General features: G+C 71.5%; 24 protein-coding genes and 1 pseudogene. 14 read left to right on the forward strand and 11 right to left on the reverse strand.

The features are described from left to right. Nucleotides 1-130 precede the first annotated feature (130 nt). Together ACFY1L_RS29210 and ACFY1L_RS29215 are read left to right on the forward strand one after the other, a co-directional pair. The gene (locus tag ACFY1L_RS29210) at nt 131-481 is read left to right on the forward strand and encodes a VOC family protein (protein WP_388830695.1); all 351 of its coding nucleotides are present in this window, start codon (nt 131-133) and stop codon (nt 479-481) included. 76 nt (nt 482-557) lie between these two features. Next, nucleotides 558-968, forward strand: a complete 411-nt coding sequence (locus tag ACFY1L_RS29215) for a MarR family winged helix-turn-helix transcriptional regulator (protein ID WP_388830697.1) — start codon at nt 558-560, stop codon at nt 966-968. A gap of 9 nt (nt 969-977) precedes the next feature. On the opposite strand, the gene ACFY1L_RS29220 is transcribed toward ACFY1L_RS29215, so the two are convergent. Both ACFY1L_RS29220 and ACFY1L_RS29225 read right to left on the reverse strand, forming a co-directional pair. Then, on the reverse strand, nt 978-1,421 hold the full coding sequence (locus ACFY1L_RS29220; RefSeq protein WP_388830700.1) for an anthrone oxygenase family protein: 444 nt from the start codon (nt 1,419-1,421) through the stop codon (nt 978-980). A gap of 145 nt (nt 1,422-1,566) precedes the next feature. Then, a complete protein-coding gene (locus tag ACFY1L_RS29225) occupies nt 1,567-2,163 on the reverse strand; it encodes a TetR/AcrR family transcriptional regulator (RefSeq protein ID WP_388830701.1) in 597 nt (198 codons plus the stop codon). A 100-nt stretch (nt 2,164-2,263) separates the two neighbouring features. Here ACFY1L_RS29225 and ACFY1L_RS29230 point away from each other — a divergent pair, with 100 nt between their 5' ends. Next, nucleotides 2,264-3,178 carry an oxidoreductase gene (locus ACFY1L_RS29230; RefSeq protein WP_388830703.1) on the forward strand — a complete coding sequence of 305 codons (915 nt, stop codon included), beginning with the start codon at nt 2,264-2,266 and terminating at the stop codon, nt 3,176-3,178. Nucleotides 3,179-4,094: 916 nt separating this feature from the next. Here the strand turns inward: ACFY1L_RS29230 and ACFY1L_RS29235 are convergent. After that, nucleotides 4,095-4,568, reverse strand: a complete 474-nt coding sequence (locus tag ACFY1L_RS29235; RefSeq protein ID WP_388830705.1) for a hypothetical protein — start codon at nt 4,566-4,568, stop codon at nt 4,095-4,097. A gap of 116 nt (nt 4,569-4,684) precedes the next feature. Continuing rightward, nucleotides 4,685-4,963, reverse strand: a pseudogene (locus ACFY1L_RS29240) (helix-turn-helix domain-containing protein); the annotation flags it as partial. Here ACFY1L_RS29240 and ACFY1L_RS29245 point away from each other — a divergent pair. Further along, complete coding sequence (locus ACFY1L_RS29245; RefSeq protein WP_388830707.1) at nt 4,944-5,753, forward strand: SDR family oxidoreductase; 810 nt, start codon at nt 4,944-4,946, stop codon at nt 5,751-5,753. The pseudogene ACFY1L_RS29240 and the gene ACFY1L_RS29245 sit on opposite strands and share 20 nt — an antisense overlap. A 70-nt stretch (nt 5,754-5,823) precedes the next feature. Here the strand turns inward: ACFY1L_RS29245 and ACFY1L_RS29250 are convergent, their stop codons facing one another. The 3 genes from ACFY1L_RS29250 to ACFY1L_RS29260 are packed head-to-tail and all read right to left on the reverse strand — an operon-like array spanning nt 5,824 to nt 7,780. Then, entirely contained in the window at nt 5,824-6,933 is a 1,110-nt protein-coding gene (locus ACFY1L_RS29250; RefSeq protein WP_388830709.1) for a hypothetical protein, read from the reverse strand. A 33-nt stretch (nt 6,934-6,966) separates the two neighbouring features. Then, on the reverse strand, nt 6,967-7,380 hold the full coding sequence (locus ACFY1L_RS29255) for a nitroreductase family deazaflavin-dependent oxidoreductase (protein ID WP_388830711.1): 414 nt from the start codon (nt 7,378-7,380) through the stop codon (nt 6,967-6,969). A gap of 25 nt (nt 7,381-7,405) precedes the next feature. Next, complete coding sequence (locus ACFY1L_RS29260) at nt 7,406-7,780, reverse strand: nuclear transport factor 2 family protein (protein WP_388830713.1); 375 nt, start codon at nt 7,778-7,780, stop codon at nt 7,406-7,408. 103 nt (nt 7,781-7,883) lie between these two features. On the opposite strand from ACFY1L_RS29260, the gene ACFY1L_RS29265 reads away from it, so the two are divergent. Then, the gene (locus ACFY1L_RS29265; RefSeq protein WP_388830715.1) at nt 7,884-8,531 is read left to right on the forward strand and encodes a TetR family transcriptional regulator; all 648 of its coding nucleotides are present in this window, start codon (nt 7,884-7,886) and stop codon (nt 8,529-8,531) included. Here ACFY1L_RS29265 and ACFY1L_RS29270 read toward each other — a convergent pair. Together ACFY1L_RS29270 and ACFY1L_RS29275 are read right to left on the reverse strand one after the other, a co-directional pair. After that, entirely contained in the window at nt 8,528-8,959 is a 432-nt protein-coding gene (locus ACFY1L_RS29270) for a VOC family protein (RefSeq protein ID WP_388830717.1), read from the reverse strand. The two genes, ACFY1L_RS29265 and ACFY1L_RS29270, sit on opposite strands and share 4 nt — an antisense overlap. Nucleotides 8,960-9,000: 41 nt before the next feature. Next, nucleotides 9,001-9,855, reverse strand: a complete 855-nt coding sequence (locus ACFY1L_RS29275) for a LysR family transcriptional regulator (protein WP_388830721.1) — start codon at nt 9,853-9,855, stop codon at nt 9,001-9,003. A 358-nt stretch (nt 9,856-10,213) separates the two neighbouring features. Between ACFY1L_RS29275 and ACFY1L_RS29280 the strand changes: the two genes are divergently transcribed. The 9 genes from ACFY1L_RS29280 to ACFY1L_RS29320 are packed head-to-tail and all read left to right on the forward strand — an operon-like array spanning nt 10,214 to nt 18,996. Next, entirely contained in the window at nt 10,214-10,921 is a 708-nt protein-coding gene (locus ACFY1L_RS29280; protein WP_388830723.1) for an alpha/beta hydrolase, read from the forward strand. Beyond that, on the forward strand, nt 10,918-11,760 hold the full coding sequence (locus tag ACFY1L_RS29285; RefSeq protein ID WP_388830725.1) for a sulfurtransferase: 843 nt from the start codon (nt 10,918-10,920) through the stop codon (nt 11,758-11,760). The genes ACFY1L_RS29280 and ACFY1L_RS29285 overlap by 4 nt, the downstream gene beginning before the upstream one ends. Nucleotides 11,761-11,771: 11 nt before the next feature. Beyond that, a complete protein-coding gene (locus ACFY1L_RS29290) occupies nt 11,772-12,650 on the forward strand; it encodes an ABC transporter permease (protein WP_388830727.1) in 879 nt (292 codons plus the stop codon). Between the two features lie 2 nt (nt 12,651-12,652). After that, a complete protein-coding gene (locus ACFY1L_RS29295; RefSeq protein WP_388830729.1) occupies nt 12,653-13,369 on the forward strand; it encodes an ABC transporter ATP-binding protein in 717 nt (238 codons plus the stop codon). Continuing rightward, complete coding sequence (locus ACFY1L_RS29300) at nt 13,366-14,331, forward strand: ABC transporter substrate-binding protein (RefSeq protein ID WP_388830731.1); 966 nt, start codon at nt 13,366-13,368, stop codon at nt 14,329-14,331. Before ACFY1L_RS29295 ends, ACFY1L_RS29300 begins: the two co-directional genes overlap by 4 nt. Before the next feature lie 23 nt (nt 14,332-14,354). Beyond that, complete coding sequence (locus ACFY1L_RS29305; protein WP_388830733.1) at nt 14,355-15,455, forward strand: LLM class flavin-dependent oxidoreductase; 1,101 nt, start codon at nt 14,355-14,357, stop codon at nt 15,453-15,455. Between the two features lie 42 nt (nt 15,456-15,497). Further along, complete coding sequence (locus ACFY1L_RS29310) at nt 15,498-16,505, forward strand: PhnD/SsuA/transferrin family substrate-binding protein (protein WP_388830735.1); 1,008 nt, start codon at nt 15,498-15,500, stop codon at nt 16,503-16,505. Further along, entirely contained in the window at nt 16,502-17,623 is a 1,122-nt protein-coding gene (locus ACFY1L_RS29315) for an acyl-CoA dehydrogenase family protein (RefSeq protein WP_388830737.1), read from the forward strand. The genes ACFY1L_RS29310 and ACFY1L_RS29315 overlap by 4 nt, the downstream gene beginning before the upstream one ends. Continuing rightward, a complete protein-coding gene (locus ACFY1L_RS29320) occupies nt 17,620-18,996 on the forward strand; it encodes an FAD-binding oxidoreductase (RefSeq protein ID WP_388830739.1) in 1,377 nt (458 codons plus the stop codon). Before ACFY1L_RS29315 ends, ACFY1L_RS29320 begins: the two co-directional genes overlap by 4 nt. A gap of 248 nt (nt 18,997-19,244) precedes the next feature. Here the strand turns inward: ACFY1L_RS29320 and ACFY1L_RS29325 are convergent, their stop codons facing one another. Beyond that, a complete protein-coding gene (locus ACFY1L_RS29325) occupies nt 19,245-19,643 on the reverse strand; it encodes an SseB family protein (RefSeq protein WP_388830741.1) in 399 nt (132 codons plus the stop codon). Next, nucleotides 19,577-20,395 carry a hypothetical protein gene (locus tag ACFY1L_RS29330; RefSeq protein WP_388830743.1) on the reverse strand — a complete coding sequence of 273 codons (819 nt, stop codon included), beginning with the start codon at nt 20,393-20,395 and terminating at the stop codon, nt 19,577-19,579. Before ACFY1L_RS29330 ends, ACFY1L_RS29325 begins: the two co-directional genes overlap by 67 nt. Between the last annotated feature and the right edge of the window lie 97 nt (nt 20,396-20,492).

A 20,492-nucleotide genomic window follows, 5' to 3' on the forward strand; every position in this document is an offset into this window, starting at 1 on the left:
CGTATCGGCCCGGGCGCCGACCGAGGTCGCAGGAACCGGTCAGGATCGAAGAAGCCTCGCCCTGCTCCCCCGCCCTAGCGTGAAACCACCGACGAAATCCGTCGGTGCGACCAGCGCGGAGGAGTGCACCATGACCGCCGGACTCAAGACGATCATCTACCCCGTCAAGGACATCGCCCGGGCCAAGGCCCTGTTCGGCGCCCTGTTGGGGGTGGAACCGTACGCGGACGAGCCGTACTACGTCGGCTTCAAGGACGCCGGACAGGATGTCGGGCTCGACCCCAACGGGCACGCGAAGGGCATGACCGGACCGGTGCCGTACTGGCACGTCGACGACATCCGGGGGCGGCTCGCCGCGGTGGTGGAGGCGGGGGCCGAGGTGCTGCAGGATGTGCAGGACGTCGGCGGCGGCAGGCTGATCGCCTTCGTGAAGGACACGGACGGCAATCTCGTGGGGCTGCTCCAGGACCCGGCCGCCTGACGTTCCCGCCCGGACTGTATGCGCCCGCACTAATTGCACACTCAACGAATGGCCGATTCGGTGTTACCGTGCGGGTATGGCAGCAAGAACGGCCGAGGCCCGGCTGGAGGAGAGGTGGCGGGACATCCTCTCCGTGCACGCGCGCACGATGTGCGAGATCGACCGGGTCCTGCACCCGCACGGCCTGGGCGCGAGCGACTTCGAGGTGCTCGACATCCTCGCGTCCGAGACGCCCGGCGAGGGCGACCAGTGCCGGGTGCAGAACCTCGTGGGACGGGTCCATCTCAGCCAGAGCGCACTGTCCCGGCTCATCGGCCGGCTGGAGAAGGACGGTCTGGTGGAGCGTTCCGTCTGCGCGGAGGACCGGCGCGGCGTGTGGGTCGCGCTCACCCGCAAGGGGCGCGACCTGCACGCCGAGGTGCAGCCGCTGCAGCGTGAGGTACTGACCCGGATGCTGGGCGAGCAGGCAGTGTCCGGCGGCCCCTAGGAGGGACCATCAATCCGGACTGCGGTGGGCGGCCGCCGCGCCGAGGTGACCGAGCGCGAGCACGATCGCGGCGGTCCGTACGGCATGGGCGATCTGCCAGCGATCGCGTACGCGTGCCCAGTCGGCGGGCGGATTCTGCGCATGCCAGCTCAACTGCTCCACGTTGATGGGGCCGTTGACCGCGAGGGAGATCGCGAGGGCCACCAGGAGCAGTGCGAGCGCGACGGCCACCGGGCGGCGCGTGAGACCGAGCCCCCTCCGCTCCTCGACGGCCAGGACGGCCACGGCGATGAGCGTCGGCACGAAGACGGCGCCGATGAACCAGGTGAAGACGGTGAACTCGGCCTGCCGGACGCGGACGTACTCCGGGCCGCTCAGCCGTCGTAGCGCCAGTTCGAGAAAGAGCACGGTGGCGGCGATTCCCGCAAGCATTCCGCAGCCCAGAAGGCTCACTTGCCGCGCGATCCTGCCAACCGCGGCTTTCGTCATCGCGCACGCTCCCTCCGGGGATACGGCCCTCCCTTCGCCTTGACGAAAGGAAGCGCCGCCGCGTGACGCCGTCGGCACCACGACCGTTCGAGCCCCGGCGACGGCAGCGCTAGGGCGCACACCCCCGCAGGATGAACGCGATCACGTCGTCCAGTCCGTGTTCGTCCGTCTCCGGGGGCAGCATGCCGGTCACCGCGAGGTCGGCGTAGCCGTGCAGGGTGGCGAACACCGGTAGGCCGACGCGTTCCATCGGTCCCTCCTGCACCTCTCCCCTGGCCTGGCCCTCGCCGATCAGGCGGACGACCAGCTCCGACCAGCGGTGTGCGGCTTCGAGCAGAGCCTGGGAGGCCTCCGGGTCGTGCTTGATCGAGTACATCAGGTCGAGCAGTTCGGCGTTGTCCCGGGCGAAGCCCACATACGCGTGGACCATCGCCTCGAGCTGCTTCGCGAACGTCTCTCCGACGCCGTCCTGTGACGCCGCGAGGACGGCGGTCAGCCGCTCGAAGCCGGTCAGGGCCAGCGCGTCCAGCAGGGCCTGCTTGTCCTTGAAGTGGCGGCTGGGCGCGGCATGGCTGACCCCGAGGTCGCGGGCGAGTTCGCGCAGCGACAGCGCGGCCGGCCCCTTCTCCCGGAGCGTCTCCTCGGCCCGGGTCAGCAGCGCGGCGCGAAGGTCTCCGTGGTGATAGCGGCGATGGCGGGTGTGCATGGTCGTCAGTGTATCCGTCATGTTTGTGCCGCCTACATTGTTGTCGCCGTCACCATTGTTGTCATTGACAGCATTGTTGGCACCGCCTACATTGGCGGTCATGACTACTTCACCCAGCAAGTGGAACGTGACCGACATCCCCGACCAGACCGGCCGCACCGCCGTCGTGACCGGCGCCAACAGCGGGCTCGGCATCGCCACCGTGCAGGCGCTGGCCGGCGCGGGCGCACATGTGGTGCTCGCCGTGCGGGATCCCAAGCGCGGCGAGGCCGCCGCCGCGGGCGTGCACGGAAGCGTGGAGGTGCGCCGCCTCGACCTCGCCGACCTCGCCTCCGTGCGGGAGTTCGCCGGGAGTTGGCGCGGCGACCTGGACCTGCTCGTCAACAACGCCGGTGTCATGAACATCCCGGAGTCCGCCACCAAGGACGGCTTCGAGATGCAGTTCGGCACCAATCACCTGGGCCACTTCGCCCTGACGAACCTGCTGCTGCCGCACATCACCGACCGGGTGGTGACCGTGTCGTCCGGCGCGCACAAGATGCCGGGCACCCCGTACATCCACTTCGACAACCTCAACCTCACCGGCGAGTACGCGCCCATGACGGCGTACAGCCAGTCCAAGCTGGCCAACCTGCTGTTCACCCTGGAACTCCAGCGCAGGCTGGCCGAGTCGGGCTCGTCCGTACGCGCCCTGGCCGCGCACCCCGGCTATGCCGCCACGAATCTGCAGAGCCATGACGCGAGTGCGCTGCGGCGTGCCTTCATGTGGGCGGGCAACCGCTTGATGGCCCAGGACAGCAAGGCCGGCGCGCTGCCCACGCTGTACGCCGCCGTGCAGGACCTGCCCGGCGCGAGTTACGTCGGCCCGGACGGCCTCGGTGAGATGCGCGGCGCCCCGACCCTGGTCGGCCGTTCGCCGGCGGCCAGCGACCCGGCCGCGGCCCGCCGTCTGTGGACCGTCTCGGAGGAGCTGACCGGCGTCACCTTCCCGCAGTCGGCCGCGGTCACGGCCTGACCCGCCATCAGGTCGTTCTCGACAGCGGGAGCCAGGCGGTCGAACCAGGCTTCCGTGTCGGCCGGTTCGAGTAGCCCTTCGAGCCGGAGGGTGGGCTCCATGTGCTGGAAGACCCGGCCGACACCCATGCCCAAGGTGCCGTTGGCCGGATGCAGGACCAGCACGCGCGTGCCGTCGAGCGGCTCGATGTCGGCCGGGATGCCCTCGAGGTACACATGGGCGCCATGGCCGTCGAAGAGGCGGAAACGACGTATCGCGGGGTCACGTGGCCCCAGGTTCGGGTCGGCGTCGGTCGCCGCCTCGACCCACCTGCGCACTGGGCACTCCCCCGCGACCAGCCCCTGCTCGGGATCGCCGATCAGCCGGTCCGGGAGGAGGGTGTGCAGCTGCAAGTTGTCGCCGATGCCGCCCATCGTCAGGGCATACCCCCTCCGGCCTTCGGCTCCGGCAGCGGTCCCGGGCCGCGCGGGCCATGGAGATGAACGCGATGGTCCCGTCCATGTCGAACCAGGACATGGCGATCTGGGCGAAGCACTCCTCGTGGAGGCCCCTTTTCAGGGCGGCCAGCTTGCGCAAGTCTGCACCAGACGCTTGCAGTTCGAGCTCCTGGGTCGGCCAGTTGGCCGCGGTCCTCGACGACGAGCCGCTGCGCGTCCTGAATCCCCGCACGTCGACCAGGGCCATGGGCGAGCCGCCCCACTCGACGCACGCTGCCACCAGTACGGCCGTCTTGGCGTAGCCGCCCGCCAGTCCCGGCAGCCACGGCGCGAGCGCCTCGATCACGGCGGTCTCAGATTCGGGGCCCCCGGTACGGGCGGCCTCCGTCAGCCGGGCGATCGCCGAAGGGAAACCCGAGCCGGACTTCATCCGGGCGACGAGTTCGTCGACGAGCGGCCGCGGCACCCGGAGGCCCTCGTCAAAGCAGTCGGGCGAGGGCGTCCGCGGAAGGACTTCCGGGAACCGCCTGGTAGATGATGATCACCTGCTGTTCGGCGCCGCCGACGGTGAGCGCCTGCCGCCGCAGGGCCAGTTCACCGACCTGCGGATGCAAGAACCGTTTGAGTTCGTCACGGGAGGGACGTGCGTCGTGCCGCGCCCAGAGGCTGCGGAAGTCGTCGTCCGCCTCCAGCTCCGCGATGAGCGACGCGGTCGCGGGATCGCGCAGGTCGGACTCGGCGCGCAGGGCCGCCGCGGTCTGAGCGGCGATCTCCGGCCAGTCGGGGAAGAGCCGACGCGCCAACGGGTCGAAGAACATGTCCCGGGCCAGGTTGTGCCCGGGCTCGTACATCGGGGCGAGCGCCCGGGCCCACTTGTTGGCGGCCAGCACGTCGAAGCGCCGGTTGCGCACGTACGCCGGGCTGTCCACCCCCGCGTCGAGCAACTGGTGCACGCCGGCTCTGACTTCGGCGTCGGACGGCCGTACGGGATCCGGGCGGCGAGCGCGAAGAGATGCGCGGAGGTGTCGGCGTCCAGCTCCAGTGCCCGCGCGAGCGCCCACAACACCTGCGGCGACGGGTGCCGGTCGACACCCTGTTCCAACCGGGTCAGGTACGGCTCGCTGATCCCGGCCAGCCGGGCCAGCTCGTCCCGCCGCAGCCCCGGCACCCGACGCCGGCCGAGAGTCGGCAGATCGGCGCGCGAGGAGGGGACCAGTCCCCGCCGGGCCTTGAGGAACTCCCCCAGCACGTTGTCGCTCGCCATGGTCTCGAAGGGTAACCCTCCCGGGGTGCTGGCTGCGGTTCGGCGGTCCCCGCACGGTGGAGGCATGACGAAGACATGGTTCATCACCGGCGCGTCCCGCGGCTTCGGCCGGATCTGGGCCGAGGCCGCTCTCTCCCGGGGCGACCGGGTCGCCGCCACGGCACGCCGCCCCGAGTCCCTGCACTCCCTCGTCGACAGCTACGGCGACAGGGTCCTCCCCCTGCGCCTCGACGTCACCGACCGCGCCGCCGTCACATCGGCCGTACAGCGGGCCGTGGATGAGTTCGGCCACCTCGACGTGGTCGTCAACAACGCCGGTTACGGCCTCTTCGGCATGGTCGAGGAGACCACCGAGGCGCAGGCCCGCGCCCAGCTCGACACCAATCTGCTCGGTCCGCTGTGGGTGACGCAGGCCGCGCTGCCGTTCCTGCGCGCCCGCGGCAGAGGACACATCCTCCAGGTGTCCAGCCTCGGCGGCCTGGCCGCCTTCCCGACCCTCGGGCTGTACAACGCCTCCAAGTGGGCGCTCGAGGGAATGAGCGAAGCGCTCGCCCAGGAGGTCGGCCCGCTCGGCATCCGCGTCACGATCGTCGAACCCGGCCCCTACGGCACGGACTGGTCCGGCGACTCCGCGGTGCACACCGAACCCATCGCCGCCTACGAGCCGGTCCGCGAGGCACGCCGGGCCGGTGCCACCGCCCGCGCGCCACAGGATCCGCAGGCCACCGCCGACGTGATCCTCGAACTGGTCGACACCGACGAACCGCCCCTGCGGCTGTTCCTGGGCACCTACCCCTATCCCGTCGTGGAGGCCGCCTACCAGCAGCGACTCGCCACCTGGGACGCATGGCGCCCGCTGGCCACGAAAGCGTGACCGTCGAGGCGGCGGATCTTCAGCCGCCATGCGACTAGGAAGCGGTCAGGCGCCGTCACCCGATGCGCGCCTAGCCCGTCGGCGGCACCCCCGGCCGTCCCTCACCAGGGCGGCGGTCCGCCGGTCTGCGCGGTGGAATCGGTGGCGAGTCGAAGTCGCGCGGTCCGGTCCACAGGCCCGGGACCGCGTCGCAGCGGCGGCACAACGCGTAGGCGGTCGCCTCGTAGTTGACCCGCCAGCCGCGGAAGTGCGGCCAGGCCTCGGCGGTGGGACGTTCGGCGGGGAAGCCCGCCGCCGCCAGCATCGCGACCGCCGCGTCGAACTCGGCGTAGGTGAGCTGGACGGCGCCGTCCGGGGCGGGGTCCGGGTCGAAGGGCAGGCGTACGGCGCGGGCGATGTCCCGCAGGGCCGTGAACCCGGCGCGCAGCACCAGGCGTGCCTCGGGCGGGGCGAGGCGCGGGGTGAGCGCGAGCTGCATGGCCGCGGCGTCCATCACGGCGACCAGGCCGACCAGCCAGTGCCGGTACGGGCGGGGCGAGCGGAAGGCGATCAGTACGGGGTAGGTGGAGTGACTCTCGCCCATGTCGGAGGCCAGCCGCTCCCAGGACCGGTACAGCTCGGGCAGCGCGGTCTCGGTGTCGACCAGCCACTGCCTGGCCAGGATCTCCGGGCCCCAGGCGGGTTCGCCGGCCCGGGACTGCAGCAGGGTCACCTCCAGCTCGCGCCGGTTGTAGGCGGCGTACAGCGTGGGCAGGTAGGCGATCTGCAGGGCGATGAGGACCGGACCGGTCGCCGCCGCGAAGAAGTCGAGCACGGACAGACGAAGCCTGGCGCCGCCGGCGAAGCCGAGGGTGAACAGGCTGGAACCCGCCTCCCGGAAGGAATTGCCCCAGTCCAGTCCGGACACGGCGTGGAAGAGCAGGCCGTAGCCGACCAGTGCTCCGCCGAGCCAGGTCGCGAGCATGCCGATCAGGATCAGCGGAGCGAGCCAGGTCTGCGCGCGATCGATGGCGTCGTAGCCGCCACGGGGTGCGAAGAGCCTGAGCAGGCGGCGCAGGAACCACCACAACCGGAACACCAGCGCCGAGTAGAGGCCTCGGGGCACCACCAGGGTGCGCAGGACACTCAAGAACATGACCGCCAGGAGCAGCCCGCCCGCCACGCCCGAGATCCATTCCATGCGGCCATTGTGGACCGCTTCGAGGGCCGGCGATCAGTTACGGCCGCTCAGGCGGAAGACCGGGTGATCCGCCGGGTCCGGGAGCGCGGTCAGGACCGCGGAGACCGTGGGCATGCTGCCGTACTTCTCGCGGTAGGCCGCCATCAGGGGCGGGCGCTCGGCCTCCGGTACCTCCTGGGTGGTGAGGTCCTCGGTGCGGCCGCGGACGGTCAGCCGGCAGTCGGGCGAGGCGCGCAGGTTCAGGGCCCAGTCGCTCAGGCCGCGGTAGGAGACGAGGTAGCGCTCACCCTCGTGCTCCAGGACGGCGACGGGCACCGTCTGCCAGCGTCCGCTGTGTCGGCCGCGTACCGAGAGCCGGGAGACGACGGACCGGCCGAAGAGAGGTGCGAGGCGGTTGCCGACGTGCCGTTGCATCCAGGGCGGTTTGAGGTAGGTGCGGTCCTTCATCGGTGTCCACTCCCCTGATTCCTCGTCAGTTGCGCTGCTGCAGGGCGCCGATGTGGAGATGGGCGAGGCGCCAGCCGTCGTCCTGGCGCACCGCGAGGAGCGTGACCCTGAACCGGTCCGACTTGTCCTCGCCGTTCAGGCTGGTCTCCTGTGCCAGGACGCCGACCACGACCGCCGCGGCGTCGTAGTCGCGCACCTGTGGATCCTGCACGGTGAACGCGCGGTTCACCAGGCCCTTGCGGAAGCGCTCCAGCCATTGCTTGCGCCCCAGGACGAACCCGAGCGGCCCCACGCCGGCGAAGTCGTCGGTGAGCAGCGCGTCCACGCGCTCGGCGTCGTTGTGCTCCTCGCCCTGTGTCCAGCTGTGCACCAGGTCGAGGACTTCTTTCTGTGCAGCCATGGGTGTCGACCTCCTCAGGTGTGCCACGAACCGTGTCGAGCCGTCATTACTAGGGTAACCCTAAAGTTAGAGTGACCCTATGAATGAGGTGACGGAGAGGCACATGGGTCTCCGGGAGCTGAAGAAGCAGCAGATGCGGGAGCGGATCGGCGACACCGCGTGGCGGCTTTTCGCCGAGCGGGGTTTCGACCGGGTCACGGTCGTCGAGGTGGCCCGTGCCGCCCAGGTCTCCGAGGCGACGGTGTTCAACTACTTCCCCACCAAGGAAGACCTCTTCTACTCGCGCTTCGAGGCCCTCGGGGAGCAACTCGTCGAGGCGGTCCGCACCCGTCCTCCCGGGGAGTCGGCGCTCGCCGCCTTCCGGCGCCGGCTGCTCGCGACCTCGGGGCTGCTGGCCCGGGTCGAGGCCGGTGACACCACCGCGCTCACCCGGCTCCGTACCGTGAACCGCATGATCGCGGACAGCCCGGCCCTCCAGTCCCGTGAGCAGCGCGCCCTCACCGCCTGCGTCGACGCCCTCTGCGGCGCACTGGCCGCCGAGTCGGCCGCCCCGGACGACGACGTCATGGCCCGGGTCGCGGCAGACGCCCTCTTCGGGGTCCACCGCGCGCTGATCGCGCACGTACGGCGTCGGGTCCTGTCGGACGAGGAGCCCGCCCGCCTCGCCACCGAGGTCCGTCAACTGGCCGAGCGGGCCTTCGAGTTGCTGGAGGACGGGCTGCGCGACTACGGCGTCGGCAGGCGCTCCTAGACGCCGAAGTCGGGGAGGGTCACGGAGCCGTCGTCGGCCAGCGGGAATCCGGGGTTGTACGCCACCTCCCAGGCGTGGCCGTCCGGGTCGACGAAGGCGCTGGAGTAGAAGCCGATGGCGTTGACGGCCGCGGGCTTGGTGATGGTCCCGCCGCCCCGTTCCACGGCCGCGAGCAGGGCGTCGACCTCCGCCTCGGACCGGACGTTGTGCGCGAGGGCGATCCCGCCGAAACCGCTCGCCGGACCGGGCTCCAGACCGCAGTCCCGTGCGAGTTTGTCCCGGCTCCACAGGACCAGCCCCAGGCCCCCCGCCTGGAAGAAGACCGTCTCCTCGACCTCCTGCCCACGCCAGCCCAAGGCCTCGTAGAAGCGCTTGGCGCGCGAGAGATCGGAGACTCCCAGCGTGATCAATGTGATGCGCTGTTCCATGCGTCGACGGTACTGCGCCGATGACGGGCGGCCGTGTGTTCTCAGCCCTGACGCAGCAGATCCCGTACGGCGGCGAAGGCGGCCTCGACCGTTGCCGGGTCCGCGCCCGGGCGGGCCAGGGCGCTCATGGGGATGGGGGTGACGGGCGGCAGGCCCCCGTAGGGGGTCAGGCCGTCGGGAGCGGGGCCGACCGCGGCGAGCAGCGCCACGCCCTCGCCGGTGCGGGCGATGTCGAGGACGCCCGCGAGGTAGCCGGCGTCGCCGACGACCGTGGCGGGCACCCCGTGCGCGGCGAGGGTCGCGATGGCGCGGCGGCGGATCGCGCACGGGTCCTCGATGGCGACCAGCGGCACGGGGGCGGGCGCGGTCGGCTGCTCCCAGCCGGGCACCGCGTGCCAGGTCAGCGGAAGTCCGCCGACGGGCGTGCCCTCGGTGGCGGCGGCCTCGGTGACGTACACCGCGACGTCGACACTGCCGCGCTCCACGGCCTCCACCAGGCGGGCGGAGCGGTCGATGCGAAAGCGGACCCGGCAGCCGGGGTGCACCTCCTGGACGGCGGCGGTCAGCCGGGGCAGGAACTGGTCGGCGGCGTGCTCGGTGGAACCGACGGTGACGGTGTCGCCGTCCGCATCCAGCAGGGTGCGTACGGCCTCGTCGTGCACGGCGAGGATGCGGCGGGCCTGTTCCAGCAGCAGGCGGCCCTCGGGAGTGAACCGGGTGCCGCGGCCCTCGCGTTCCACGACGGGCCGCCCCAGTGTCTTCTCCAGTCGGCGGACGTGCTGGCTGACCGCCGACTGGCTCAGGGCGAGCGTCCGGGCGGCGCGGTGGAAGCCGCCGCAGTCGGCTATCGCGGTCAGGCTGCGCAGGGCCACGATGTCGAGGACAGGTTGGGGCATGCCGCGACAGTAACCGCTGTCGTCGATCGATCGCGATACCTGATCGGTTTCGATGCGGAATCATCGTTGGACGCGGTCGGTCACCGCCGGTCATGATGGGCGCATGTTGCACGCGACCGCTTCTGCTGCCCTGCTGACGCAGCGCCGAGTCATCGACTTCGGTGTGGCGTGCAGCGCGCGCTGTCGCTGAACCTCCCCTCGGTGCGCCGCCACCGCCCGAGCTGATCACGTCTTGTCTTCGCTGACTTTCAGCTGACTTCCACTGACACGTGACAGCCCCTCTCGCCTGCTCTCATGCCCCGCATGTCTGCCTGCCCCTGCCCTGAACACCCTGCCGCGCAAAGGGAGTTGCCCCCTCATGTCGTCATCCTTCTCCTGGGACGAACCCGAAGGTCTCGCCGCCCGCGGCACGCTGATCGTGCTCGCGGGGCGCGGTGAGCACGGTGGTGTGTACGAGCGGTTCGGCCGCCGGCTCGCCTTCGACGCCTACCGGGTGCGCGCCCTCGGCGACGCGTCCGCCGATCCGTCCGTGCTCGACGAGGCCGCCAAGCTGCTCGCCGACGAGTCGCTGCCCGGCCCGAAGGTGCTGGTCGGCTCGGACACCGGCGCCCGGTACGCCGCGCACCTCGCCGCCGAGCAGACCGCGGGCGTCGACGCGCTGATCCTGGCAGGACTGCCCACCGCGCCCTGGACGTCGGGGAGTTGGGAGGCCGAGGTGGAGGCCCGCACCGCCTGCCCCACCCATCAGGGCCGCCTCACCAACGACCCGGACTTCCGCCGGGGAGCCCTGGAAGTGGCCCCGGACCTGCCGGAGTTGCGGCTCGACCTCGTGCGCGTCCCGGTCCTCGCCCTGCACGGCAAGGACGACGCGATCAGCCCGCTCGAGGACGCGCTGAGCGCCTACGAGGGGCACCCGGGCGTGCGGACGGTGACCTTCAACAACGGTCGACACGACGTCCTCAACGACGCGCTGCACCGCACCGCCGCCGCCACGGTCGTGCTGTTCCTGGAGCGGCTGCGGCTGTCGGCCGCGCTGCCCGCGATCGCGGAGGGCGACCTGGCATGACTGTGACGATCACTGCCCCCGAGCTGCGCGAGCTGCTCGACTCCGGCACCCCGCCCGTCGTGCTCGACGTCCGCTGGGCGCTGGGCGATCCGCACGGCCGCGAGCACTACGCCGAGGGACACATCCCGGGCGCGGTCTTCGCTGATCTGGACCGGGAGTTGGCCGCGCCGCCGAGTCCGGAGGGCGGACGGCATCCGCTGCCCGACCTCGCGGATCTGCAGGCGTCGGCCAGGAAGTGGGGTCTGCGGGAGGGCCAACAGGTCGTTGTCTACGACGACTTGGGCAATACGGCCGCGGCGCGGGCCTGGTGGCTGCTGCGGTACGCCGGGATCGCGCAGGTGACGCTGCTCGACGGGGCGTTGGGGGCCTGGCGGGCCGCCGAGCTGCCGCTGGAGTCCGGCGTTCCGTCCGATCCGCCGGCCGGGGACGTCGTCCTGCACGCGGGCGGCCTGCCGGTCACCGACGCCGACGGCGCCGCCGAACTCGCCGTGGACGGACTGCTGTTGGACGCACGGGCGGGTGAGCGGTACCGGGGTGAGGTGGAGCCGGTCGATGCGCGGGCGGGGCACATCCCGGGTGCGGTGTCCGCGCCGACCGGGGAGAACCTCGCAGCCGACGGGACCTTCCTGCCCGCCGACGAGCTGCGCAAGCGGTTCGAGGAGAAGGGGGCGGCCGGCGCGACACGTATCGCGGTCTACTGCGGCTCGGGCGTGACCGCCGCCCATCAGGTCGCCGCGCTGGAGATCGCCGGCTTCGAGGCGGTCCTCTTCCCCGGCTCCTGGTCCGCCTGGTCCGCCGACCCCGACCGCCCGGCCGCGACCGGTCCGTCGCCCTCCTGAAGGAACCCGCCATGACGACGAAACCGCTTGACGCGGGAGTGCTGTCGAAGCAGGACCTCCCCGAGGCGCCGGCACCGGCCACCCGTGTCACCATCCGCGGCACCGCCAAGTCCGGTCGCCGCCTCACCGTCCCCCGTTCAGTCCGCCGGGCTGCGGGACCCGTGGGTCTCGTGCTCCTGTGGTTCCTCACGTCGGCCACGGGAGTGCTCCCCGAGTCCGTACTGGCCTCCCCCGTCGATGTCGTGCAACAGGCCGTCGAGCTCACGAAGAACGGCGAACTGCCCAGCGCCATCGCCGCGTCGGGCCGCCGCGCAGCCATCGGCTTCGCCATCGGCGCGACCGTCGCGCTGAGCCTGTCCCTGCTGGCCGGGCTGTTCCGGCTCGGCGAGGACGTCATCGACTCCTCGATGGGCATGTTCCGGGCGATCCCCTGGGTGGGCCTGATCCCGCTGTTCATCGTCTGGTTCGGCATCGAGGAGACCCCGAAGATCGCGCTGGTCGCGCTCGGCGTGACATACCCGCTCTACTTCAACATCTACGGCGGCATCCGTTCCACCGACGCCCAACTGGTCGAGGCCGCACGGATGATGGGCCTGGGCCGGCTCGGGCTGATCAAGTACGTGATCCTGCCGAGCGCGCTGCCCGGTGCCCTCGTGGGGCTCCGGTACGCGCTGTCCACTGCCTGGCTGGCGCTGGTCTTCGCCGAGCAGATCAACGCGGACGCGGGGCTCGGCTATCTGATGAGCAACGCCCAGCAGTACTTCCGCACGGACGTCATCGTGCTGTGCCTCGTCGTGTACGCGCTGCTGGGGCTGACCTGCGACTTCGCCGTACGGATCCTGTCGCGGCGACTGCTGACCTGGCGGGCCAACTTCGAGGGCGAGGCCTAGAGATGCCCAACAGCGTGGAAATACGGGGACTTTCGCGGGCCTTCGACGGCAACACCGTTCTGCACGATCTCGATCTCGACATCCGCGAGGGCGAGTTCGTGGCCCTGCTCGGGCACAGCGGCTGCGGCAAGTCGACGCTGCTCAGGATCCTCGCCGGGCTCGACGACGAGATCGGCGGCGAGGTGACCGTGCCGGCGCGGCGCAGTGCCGCCTTTCAGTCGCCGCGGCTGCTGCCCTGGCTGAAGGTGTGGCGCAATGTCGTCCTCGGACTGCCCGGACGGCCCGACAAGACCCTCGCGGTCAAGGCACTCGACGAGGTCGGTATCGCGGACCGTGCCACCGTCTGGCCCAAGACCCTCTCCGGCGGCCAGGCCCAGCGTGTCTCGCTCGCCCGCGCCCTGGTGCGCGAGCCCGAACTCCTGCTGCTGGACGAGCCGTTCGGCGCTCTGGACGCACTGACCCGCGGCAAGGTGCAGCAACTGGTCGCCGAGCTGTGGCGGTTGCACGGCTGCGCGATCCTCCTGGTCACCCATGACGTGGAGGAGGCGCTGCTGCTCGCCGACCGGGTCCTGGTGATGGACGAGGGCCGTATCGCCCACGAGCTGACCGTCGAGCTGCCCCGCCCCCGGGATCTGACCGCCCCGGAGTTCGTGACCCTGCGCGCCCGCCTCCTGAACTGGCTGGGCGTGACCCACACCCTGGAAGGAACCCCCTCGTGATCCGCAGAATCGCCGCCGCCGCGCTGAGCCTTTCCGCCCTGCTGGCGCTGACCGCCTGTGGCGCGGACTCCTCGGCGGACACCTCCTCCAAGCAGGCCACTCTCGCCATCGGCGACCAGGCCAAGACCCTGCAGACCATCGTCGAGGCCTCGGGTGCGCTCAAGGGCGCCAAGTACAAGGTGAAGTGGGCCGAGTTCGAGGGCGCGGCCCCGCTGTACCAGGCGGTCCAGGCGGGCGCCGCCGACACCGGGTACTCCGCCGATCTGCCGGCGCTCCAGGCGCTCAGCGGCGGGGTGAAGGTCAAGAACGTCGCCGCACTGAAGAACGACGGCACGCACGTCGGCATCGTGGTCCGCAAGGACTCCGGCATCGACAGTGTCAAGGATCTCAAGGGCCAGAAGGTCGTGGTGTCCTCGGCCAAGGGCAGCGTCTCGGAGTATCTGCTGGCCAACGTGCTCAAGCAGAACGGCCTGAGCTACAAGGACGTCAAGGTCCAGTATCTGCTGCCGACCGACGCGCAGGCCGCCTTCGCCTCCGGGAAGATCAAGACCTGGGCGATCTTCGGTGTCTATCAGGCCGTCGCCCTGGAGCAGGGCGGCAAGCTCCTCGTCGACGGCGGGGACGGCCGGGTCAGCGGCATCGGGTTCATCAACGCCTCCGAGAAGGCCCTCGCCGACGCGTCGAAGAAGGCCGCGCTCGCAGACTTCCTGACCCGCCTCGGTACGGCCCTGCAGTGGACCAGCACCCACCAGGACGCCTACGCCAAGGCCATCGAGCAGCGCAACGGCGCCGACGCCACCGTCGCCCAGACGCTCGCCTCGGCCGCGTACAGCAAGGTCCTGCCGATCACGGCCGACGTGAACAAGACCGTGCAGGGCGTGGCCGACCTCATGAACGGCATCGGCGTGCTGGACCCGAACGTCGACGTGGCCAAGTCGGCCGACACGTCCCTCCTCAAGTGACCTTTTCGACAAGGGAGTTGCCCATGCCTGTCGAGTTCATCAGCGCCGTCCACACCGATGCCGGGGCGTCGGGCCCCGCCGCCTCGAGCCGGACCGGCCTCGACGTCCACCACCTGCGCAAATACGCCCGCGCCCTGGACGACGGCGGTTTCGACCACACCCTGGTCGCCTACCACTCGGCCTCGCCGGACGCCTTCCAGATCGCCCAGTTCGTCGCCACCCACACGGAGCGGGTCCGCCCGATCCTCGCCCACCGGCCCGGGGTCGTCTTCCCCACGCACGCCTCGCGGGCACTCGCGACACTGGACCAGATCAGCAATGGGCGGCTGACCGTCCACATCATCTCCGGCGGCAGCGACGAGGAGCAGCACCGGGAAGGCGACTACCTGGGCAAGGCCGAGCGGTACGAGCGTTCGGACGAGTACGTCCAGATCCTCAGGAAGGTGTGGCAGGCCGACGGGCCCGTCTCGCACGAGGGGAAGTACTTCAGGTTCGAGGGCTACCACTCCGACGTGAAGCCCGTGAACGGGCTGATCCCGATCTCGGTGGGCGGCTCCTCGCAGGACGCGTACCGGGTCGGCGGGCAGCAGGGCGACATCTTCGGGCTGTGGGGCGAGCCGCTGAAGGAGACCGCCGAGCAGATCGCCGCGGTGAACGCGGTCGCCGATGCCGCGGGGCGCCCCCGACCCCGGATCTGGGTGTCGTTCCGCCCGATCATCGCGCCCACCGACGAACTGGCCTGGGAGAAGGCGCACCGCACGCTGGGGGTGCTCCAGGACCAGGCGAAGAACACCGAGTTGCTGCGCCACTACCGCACCACCGGCCGCCCGGCCAACGTCGGCTCCCAGCGCCTCCTCGACATCGCCGAGCGCGGCGAGGTCCACGACCGCTGCCTGTGGACCGCACCCGCGGTCGCCACCAACGCCGCCGGAGCCTCGACCGCCTTGGTCGGCTCCCCCGAGACGGTCGCCAAGGCGCTGCTGGACTACGTCGACATCGGCTGCGACCTGCTGTCGATCCGCGGCTACGACCCGCTCAACGACGCGATCGACTACGCCCGTTACGTGCTGCCGCTGGTGAGGCAGGAGCTCGCCCACCGCACGGCGACCTCCCAGGCCGCCTGACCCCTTCCCCCTTCTGATTGCGAACACCCTCATGGAGCTTCCGTGTTGTTCCGCCGCACCCTGCGCACGTCCGCCGCCGCCCTGGCCCTGCTGCTGCCCTTCGCGGCCGCCTGCGGAGGCAACGCCAAGGCCGAGTCCTCCTCCGACGTCTCGACCGTGACCCTGCGGGTCGGTGCCACCGGCTGGAAGGTCGAGGAGGCCGTACTGAAGTACGCCGGCCTCGACGACACCCCGTACAAGGTCAAGTGGAGCCTGTTCCAGGGCGGTGACCAGCAGCTCCAGGCCATCCGGGCCGGGGCGCTGGACCTCGCCTCCTCCAGCGAGATCCCGCCGGTCTTCGCCGCCGCCGACGGCAGGCCCAACTTCAAGGTCGTCGCCGTGCAGCGCGGCGCCACCCTCAACCAGGAGGTGGTCGTCCCCAAGGGCTCGAAGGTGACCGACATCGCCGGCCTGAAGAGCAAGAAGGTCGGCTACGTCCAGAACACCACCGCCCACTACTTCCTGTACGAGCTGCTGAAGCAGGCGGGCCTGAACTGGTCCGACATCGACGCCAAGCCGCTCCTGCCCAACGACGGCCTCGCCGCCCTCAACGGCGGCGGCATCGACGCCTTCGCCTCCTACGGCACGTCGATCATCACCGCTCACCAGCAGGGCGCGACCACGGTCGGCTCCGGCAAGGACATCCTGTCCGGCAACTTCCTCTGGTCGGCACGGGACAGCGTGCTGAAGAGCCCGGCGCAGAAGGCGGCCGCCGCCGATCTGATCGCACGGATCACCAAGGCGTACGCGTACGTCCGCGACGGCCACGAGGACGGCTTCGCGAAGATCACCGCCGAGGCCACCCACCAGCCCCTCGCCCAGGCGAAGAAGGACCTCATCGAGGCCCAGGCGCAGCGCCCGACCAAGGCCCGGACGGTCGGCGACGACACCATCGCCTCACAGCAGAAGGTCGCCGACGCTTTCACCCGACTCGGCGCCCTCAAAGAGCACTTGGACGTGAAGTCGTTCTGGACCACCGACCTGAACGCCGACCTGAAGAAGGCCCTGTGACCGACCGCGACGTGATCGACAGCATCGCCGAACTGGCCGTCGAGTACGACCGTTCGGGCACGTTCCCCGCCGAGTCCCTGCGGATTGCGCACGAGGCCGGCCTGCTCACCACGACGATCGGCGAGCGGTACGGCGGCCGGGGCGGTGGCGTCGAGGAGAGCGCCCGGATCCTGCACTCACTGGGTCGGCTCGACCCGTCGGTCGCACTGATCGCGGCGATGACGCTGAACACCCACGCCCGCCAGGCCGCCCAGCCGCACTGGCCGGAGGAGCTGTACGCGCGGGTGGTCAAGGAGTCGTTCGAGCGCCCGGTCCTGATCAATCACGCGCGCGTGGAGCCCGAGTTGGGCTCCCCCGCCCGTGGCGGGCTGCCCGCCACGCGGGCGCGGCGCACGGCCGACGGCTGGGCGCTCAGCGGCACCAAGCGATTCGTGACCGGGGCCGACGGGCTCGACTGGTTCCTGGTGTGGGCGACCACGGATGAGACGGAGCCGCGGGTGGGCACCTTCCTGGTGCCAGGCGGTTCACCCGGCATCGAAGTCACCGGCCGCTGGGACCAGTTGGGGCTGCGGGCGAGTGGGAGTCACGACGTGACGTTCCGGGACGTGGAGGTCCCGTACGAGCATGTCATCGGGATCGGCCCGTACGGCCCGGCGGCCGAGCAGGACAACCGGGCGGGTGCCGCGCTCCATCTTCCGCTGGCGGCGCTCTACTTGGGCGTGGCCCGGGCCGCGCAGTCCTTCTTCCACGCCTTCGCGCACGAGCGCGTGCCCGCCAACCTCGGTCATCCGGTGGCCCGTACGGAACGCTTCCGGCGGACCGCCGGGGAGATCGAGGTACTGCTCGCCGGCACCGAGCAGCTGGTGTTCGACGGCGCGGCGAAGCTCGACGCCGGCGACGCCTCGTACACGCCCGAACAGGCCCTCGGCGCACGGGTGTTGGCCGACCGTCACGGGGTGCGGGCAGTGGAGCTGGCCGTGCGGCTGCTCGGCAATCCGGGGCTGGCCCGCGCCAACCCGCTGGAGCGGCACTTCCGCGACATCCAGTGCGCGCCCGTGCACGCGCCCCAGGAGGACATCTCCCTGCTCGTGATCGGAACGAAGGCCCTGAACCCGTGACAGCAGCACCGGAAACCACCGTGACCGCGCAGTTCCTGGGCCTGCTCGCCCGCGATCTGCCGCCCGACCGGCTGAGCACCGACCCGGCCGCGCTCGCCGCGCACGCCACCGACCGCTCCGGCACCCGGGCGGGCGGCGAGCCCCTCGCCGTCGTCCACGCCCGGCGCACCGAGGACGTGACCGTCACCCTCCGGCACGCGCACACGCTCGGTGTGCCGGTCGTACCGCGCGGCGCCGGCACCGGCCTGTCGGGCGGGGCCACGGCGGGCGAGGGCGCGCTCGTACTCGACCTGTCCGGGATGAACCGCATCCTCGAGCTGTCGGCGGAGGACCAGCTCGCGGTCGTCGAACCGGGCGTGATCACCGCCGAGTTGGACCGGGCGGCCGCCGCGCACGGCCTGCGGTACGCGCCCGATCCGGCGAGTGCGGCCCTGTCCACGATCGGCGGGAACATCGCGACCAACGCGGGCGGGCTGCGCTGCGCGAAGTACGGGGTGACGCGGGACAGCGTGCTCGGGCTCGAGGCCGTCCTCGCCGACGGCACGGTGATCACCACCGGCCGCCGGACCGTCAAGGGCGTCACCGGCTACGACCTCACGGCGCTGCTCACCGGTTCGGAGGGCACCCTCGCCGTGATCACCTCGGCGACCTTGCGGCTGCGGCCGGTTCCGGTGGCGACGGCGACGCTCGCGGCCTGGTTCGACTCGTTCGAGGCGGCGGCCGAGGCGTCGTACGCCATCGCGCGCGCCGGCGTCGTGCCCGCGCTGGCCGAGCTGGTCGACGGGCCGGTGCTGCAAGCGATCGACCCGGCGCTGCGGAAACGGGGCGCGGCGCTGCTGGTGGTGCAGTGCGACGGCGCCGGGGCGGCGGCCGAGGCGGCGGCCCTCGCGAGGGTGCTGACGCCGCTGGCCTCGGCCCTGGAGACCACGGAGGACCCGGCGGAGGCCGAGCGGCTGCTGGCCGCGCGCCGGCTCGCGCTGCCCGCGCTGGAGCGGCTGGGCCGGCCGCTGATCGAGGACATCGCGGTGCCGCGCTCCCGGCTGGCCGAGGCGGTGCGGGAGATCCGGGGCATCTCCGCGCGCCACGGCGTGCCCGTCTTCACCATCGCGCATGCGGCGGACGGCAATCTGCACCCGATCATCGTGGTCGACCCGTCCCTGGACCGGCTGCCGGACGCGGCCTGGGAAGCGGCGGGCGAGATCTTCGCGCTGGCGTTGCGGCTCGGCGGCACCCTGACCGGCGAGCACGGCGTGGGAGTGCTGAAGCGGCAGTGGGTCGCCGACGAACTCGGGCCCGCCGCGCACGCGCTGCAGCGGCGGCTGAAGAACGTGTTCGACCCGCGGGGGATCCTCAACCCCGGCAAGAGTCTCTGAGGGCGCCGGCGACTCTCTGCGTACGGGCGATCTCTGTGTGCGGGACGCGGAAATGCCACGATCCGCCGTGTTCTGCGGACAGGCGGCGCGTATCCGGGAGCGGCGCGGCGGTCGCGGCGGTCGTATCGTCTGGCACGGCGACCGCAGGCGCCGAACGTGAGCGGGGTCGGCGCCGTTCATCTGCGGGCCGCGCGGGAGCCCGGGTGCGGGAAGGGGGCGGGAGACGCCCGCCCCCTTCCCGGGCCGTCCTACGGCCGGGACAGCAGCGTCCGTACGCCTTCGGAGGTGAGCGTCAGCGGGTGCTCGGAGCCGGCGTCTATGGTGAGCGAGAGATCATCGGCCGGCCACTGCGAGGCCAGCGCGCCCAGTGGCACCAGGCGGTAGCGGGAGACGAACGGCAGCAGCTCGGCCATCTCCCCCTCCGAGGTGAACACGGGCACCACCGGGTCGCCGCCCGGCTGCTCCAGGACCGGCAGGGCCACCGCGCCCGGGTCGCCGTCCTCCGTACCGGCGTCGTCGGGCACGGGCACCAGCACCTCGCTCAGGGCGAGCGTGTCCAGCGCGCTCTCGTCCTCGGTGTTCACGGCCAGCGCGTCCAGCGCCTGCCGGGCCGGTGTGGTGGTGTGGTCGTTGGCAGGTGTCTCCATGGCAGATCCCCTGGTAGCGGCGGTCGTACGGCCCGCCCGGGGCAAGATCGGCCTCGGGCGCGGTCCTGCTCGCGTACCCGATCCGGACCAGGCCATTCCCCCGTTCGTCGGGGAATCGGTGCGCAGGGGATCAGCGGTATGTGGTCCGAGGGCAGGCCGAGGCGGTCGCAGCCGACCCGCCGGGTCAGCGGTTCGTACATGCCCGCGCCCACATGGGTCCAGTACATGGCCGCGTCCCGGAAGTAGCGCTGCATCCGCTCGCCGTCGCGGGCGTGCCGGGAGCCTGCGGTACGGAAGAGGGTGCCCTGCAGTACGTCCCACGCCGTGCGCCCGGCGTTGAGGAACATCAGCGCGAGCCGGTTGTCCTCCACGGCGGTGAACGGGGCCTCGCCGGCCGCGTTGCGCCGGCACGCCTCCATCCAGTCCTGCGCGGTCCGGCGCAGCGCCGCCTCGGCCATGTCGAGCAGGCCGAGCGCTTCCCCGAGGTGCCGCTGGTAGTCGTGCAGGTCGGCGCGGGTGCGGTCGGGTTCCAGGGCGAGCGGGCGGGCGGCGACGGCCCGGGCGTACTCGTCGGCGGCGGCGTAAGCGGTACCGATCATGATGGCGGCCAGCTCGCCGTGGAAGAAGCTCGGCGCCCGTCCGGCGTACATCGGGTTGCCGTGCAGCTTCGAGCCGACGCTGCCGCCCTCGACGGGGAGATCCAGCAGGAAGGCCTCCCGGGGGAAGTGCTCGGGAATGCGGGCCTGTTCCATCCCTGATCTTGCGTGGGTATCCCCGGCTTCAGCCGGGGAGGGAAACGCATCCTCGACCCGGAGGCGCGAAGCGCCGGAGTTCTCTGCGCCTGTGGGG

The organism is Streptomyces sp. NPDC001663 (assembly GCF_042893105.1).
GTDB lineage: Bacteria > Actinomycetota > Actinomycetes > Streptomycetales > Streptomycetaceae > Streptomyces.

Coding starts and splice junctions, on each gene's coding strand:
- ACFY1L_RS29330 (WP_388830743.1), bottom strand. CDS start 20,395: ATGGAACAGGCCCGCATTCCCGAGCACTTCCCCCGGGAGGCCTTCCTG.
- ACFY1L_RS29210 (WP_388830695.1), top strand. CDS start 131: ATGACCGCCGGACTCAAGACGATCATCTACCCCGTCAAGGACATCGCC.
- ACFY1L_RS29265 (WP_388830715.1), top strand. CDS start 7,884: ATGGGTCTCCGGGAGCTGAAGAAGCAGCAGATGCGGGAGCGGATCGGC.
- ACFY1L_RS29285 (WP_388830725.1), top strand. CDS start 10,918: ATGACTGTGACGATCACTGCCCCCGAGCTGCGCGAGCTGCTCGACTCC.
- ACFY1L_RS29295 (WP_388830729.1), top strand. CDS start 12,653: ATGCCCAACAGCGTGGAAATACGGGGACTTTCGCGGGCCTTCGACGGC.
- ACFY1L_RS29230 (WP_388830703.1), top strand. CDS start 2,264: ATGACTACTTCACCCAGCAAGTGGAACGTGACCGACATCCCCGACCAG.
- ACFY1L_RS29260 (WP_388830713.1), bottom strand. CDS start 7,780: ATGGCTGCACAGAAAGAAGTCCTCGACCTGGTGCACAGCTGGACACAG.
- ACFY1L_RS29305 (WP_388830733.1), top strand. CDS start 14,355: ATGCCTGTCGAGTTCATCAGCGCCGTCCACACCGATGCCGGGGCGTCG.
- ACFY1L_RS29225 (WP_388830701.1), bottom strand. CDS start 2,163: ATGCACACCCGCCATCGCCGCTATCACCACGGAGACCTTCGCGCCGCG.
- ACFY1L_RS29250 (WP_388830709.1), bottom strand. CDS start 6,933: ATGGAATGGATCTCGGGCGTGGCGGGCGGGCTGCTCCTGGCGGTCATG.
- ACFY1L_RS29275 (WP_388830721.1), bottom strand. CDS start 9,855: ATGCCCCAACCTGTCCTCGACATCGTGGCCCTGCGCAGCCTGACCGCG.
- ACFY1L_RS29215 (WP_388830697.1), top strand. CDS start 558: ATGGCAGCAAGAACGGCCGAGGCCCGGCTGGAGGAGAGGTGGCGGGAC.
- ACFY1L_RS29270 (WP_388830717.1), bottom strand. CDS start 8,959: ATGGAACAGCGCATCACATTGATCACGCTGGGAGTCTCCGATCTCTCG.
- ACFY1L_RS29325 (WP_388830741.1), bottom strand. CDS start 19,643: ATGGAGACACCTGCCAACGACCACACCACCACACCGGCCCGGCAGGCG.
- ACFY1L_RS29290 (WP_388830727.1), top strand. CDS start 11,772: ATGACGACGAAACCGCTTGACGCGGGAGTGCTGTCGAAGCAGGACCTC.
- ACFY1L_RS29280 (WP_388830723.1), top strand. CDS start 10,214: ATGTCGTCATCCTTCTCCTGGGACGAACCCGAAGGTCTCGCCGCCCGC.
- ACFY1L_RS29255 (WP_388830711.1), bottom strand. CDS start 7,380: ATGAAGGACCGCACCTACCTCAAACCGCCCTGGATGCAACGGCACGTC.
- ACFY1L_RS29245 (WP_388830707.1), top strand. CDS start 4,944: ATGACGAAGACATGGTTCATCACCGGCGCGTCCCGCGGCTTCGGCCGG.